Origin of the sequence: Curtobacterium sp. B8 (assembly GCF_000333315.1) — a bacterium.
Classification (GTDB): Bacteria; Actinomycetota; Actinomycetes; order Actinomycetales; family Microbacteriaceae; genus Curtobacterium; species Curtobacterium luteum.
Genome location: NZ_BACW01000270.1, coordinates 1 through 1,937, shown reverse-complemented (window position 1 = coordinate 1,937; position 1,937 = coordinate 1). Strand labels below are relative to the sequence as shown.

Sequence of the window (1,937 nt, the reverse complement as noted above, 5' to 3'; positions counted from 1 at the left end):
TGACCGAGAGCATCGGGAACGTGTAGAGCCAGTTCGGCCCGCTGATCCCGAAGACCTTGAGGAACTCGTTGAGCGTGCCCTGGTCGTTGAAGAACGCGTAGGCCGCGAACGACGCCACGATCTCGGGCAGCACCCCGAACGGCGACCGTGCGCAGTACCTCGACCTCGTGTTCGCGTTCCGGTACGTCTCGGGCACGCCGTTCCCGGCCGACGGCGAGAACACCGAGGCTGCCTGGTTCCGGCTCGATGCCCTCCCGCCCATGTCGGAGGACATGCGTGCCCGGGTCGACGCCGCGCTCTCGGACGAGGTGGCGACACGCTTCCAGCGCTGACGCGCTGACGCGCCCGTCCACCGGTCTGGAGGCACGGCGCGGGCCCGCACCGCGCCTCCCGTCCGTCGGTGCGGAGCCGAGACCCGGCTCGGTCGCGGAGCCCGCTAGGCGAGCGGCGCGACCGCGACGGGCGCGCCCGTCAGGCGGAGCGCGACCGGCTCGCCGACGGCACGTCGGTCGCCGACCGCGTGCTGCACCGCGACGATCGTGTCGTCGTCGAGTCGCACCGTCGTCCGGCGGACGGACCCGAGGAAGCTCGACGAGACGACCGTGCCGGTGACGCCCTCCACCGCGAACGCGACGTCCTCGGGGCGGACGAACGCGGTGACCGGGCCGTCCGCAGCCGAGCGGTCGAGCGCCGGCACGGTGAAGCCGTACACGAACACGTCACCACCCCGGAGGTCGCCGCGCATCCGGTTCGACTGGCCCACGAAGTCGGCCGTGAACGCCGAGACCGGCGCGCTGTAGAGCTCCTCGGGAGTCCCGATCTGCTCGATGTCCCCGGCGTTCATGACGGCGATCCGGTCGGAGACGGCGAGTGCTTCCTCCTGGTCGTGGGTGACGAAGACCGTGGTGATGCCGAGGTCGCTCTGGATGCGGCGGATCTCGTCGCGGAGCGAGACGCGCACCTTCGCGTCGAGCGCCGACAGCGGTTCGTCGAGCAGGAGCACGCGGGGTCGCGTGACGAGCGCGCGGGCGAGTGCCACACGCTGCTGTTGGCCGCCGGAGAGCTGGTGCGGGAAGCGGTCGGCGAAGTCCGCGAGGTGCACCATGTCGAGTGCGTCGATCACCCGCTCGCGGCGGGCGGCGGCGGGGACCTTCCGCATCTCGAGGCCGAAGGCGACGTTCTGCCGCACCGTCATGTGCGGGAACAGCGAGTACTGCTGGAAGACCATCCCGATGTCGCGGCGGTTGACCGGGACGGTGCCGACGTCCTCCCCGTCGATGCGGATGGTCCCGGCGTCGACGGCCTCGAGTCCGGCGAGTGCGCGGAGTGCCGTGGTCTTGCCGCAGCCGGACGGGCCGAGCAGGGAGAGGAACTCCCCGGGACGGACGGAGAGGGAGAGTCCGGCGAGGGCTCGGTGTGCGCCGTAGTGCTTCTCGACCGCGTCGAGCTCGACGGTGGCGCCGGTGCTCGCGAGCGACGCCGGTGCTGCGGGGGCGGTGGTGGTCATGCGGACTCCTTCGGGCTGCGCCGGCGGCGTGCACCGACCCGGCCGATGACGACGAGCAGCAGGAAGCCGAACACGAGCGCGGCGACGGAGAAGATCGCGGCGACGTACGGGTCGGTCTGCTGCACGAGCACGAGCGCGGTCTGGAACGTCGTGCGGGAGAGGAATGAAGCGAGCGTGTACTCGCCGAGGACGACCGTGATGGTGAGGAAGCACGCGGCGGTGATGCCCCGGCGCAGGTTCGGCAGGAGGACCCGCCACGTGACCGTCCACCACGAGGCGCCGAGGGAGCGCGCCGCCTCGGACAGGACGGTCATGTCCATCGCGCTGATGGCGGCGGCGACCGGGCGGAACGCGGACGGCAGCGACACGATCCCGATGGCGAACGCGAGCGTCCCCGACCCGGACCCGAGCAGCTGCGCGACGACCTGGT

General features: G+C 71.8%; 3 protein-coding genes. 1 reads left to right on the top strand and 2 read right to left on the bottom strand.

Annotated features, from left to right (window positions below):
- Nucleotides 1-167 precede the first annotated feature (167 nt).
- On the top strand, nucleotides 168-332 hold the full coding sequence (locus I59_RS21955) for a hypothetical protein (protein WP_022903186.1): 165 nt from the start codon (nucleotides 168-170) through the stop codon (nucleotides 330-332).
- 104 nt (nucleotides 333-436) lie between these two features.
- Here the strand turns inward: I59_RS21955 and I59_RS06570 are convergent, their stop codons facing one another.
- Nucleotides 437-1,507 (bottom strand): ABC transporter ATP-binding protein, encoded by a 1,071-nt coding sequence (locus tag I59_RS06570; RefSeq protein ID WP_022903185.1) that lies wholly within the window; start codon nucleotides 1,505-1,507, stop codon nucleotides 437-439.
- On the bottom strand, nucleotides 1,504-1,937 hold a 434-nt coding region (locus I59_RS06565), incomplete at its 5' end, for an ABC transporter permease (protein ID WP_022903184.1). The genes I59_RS06570 and I59_RS06565, both read right to left, overlap by 4 nt.

Coding starts and splice junctions, on each gene's coding strand:
- I59_RS06570 (WP_022903185.1), bottom strand. CDS start 1,507: ATGACCACCACCGCCCCCGCAGCACCGGCGTCGCTCGCGAGCACCGGC.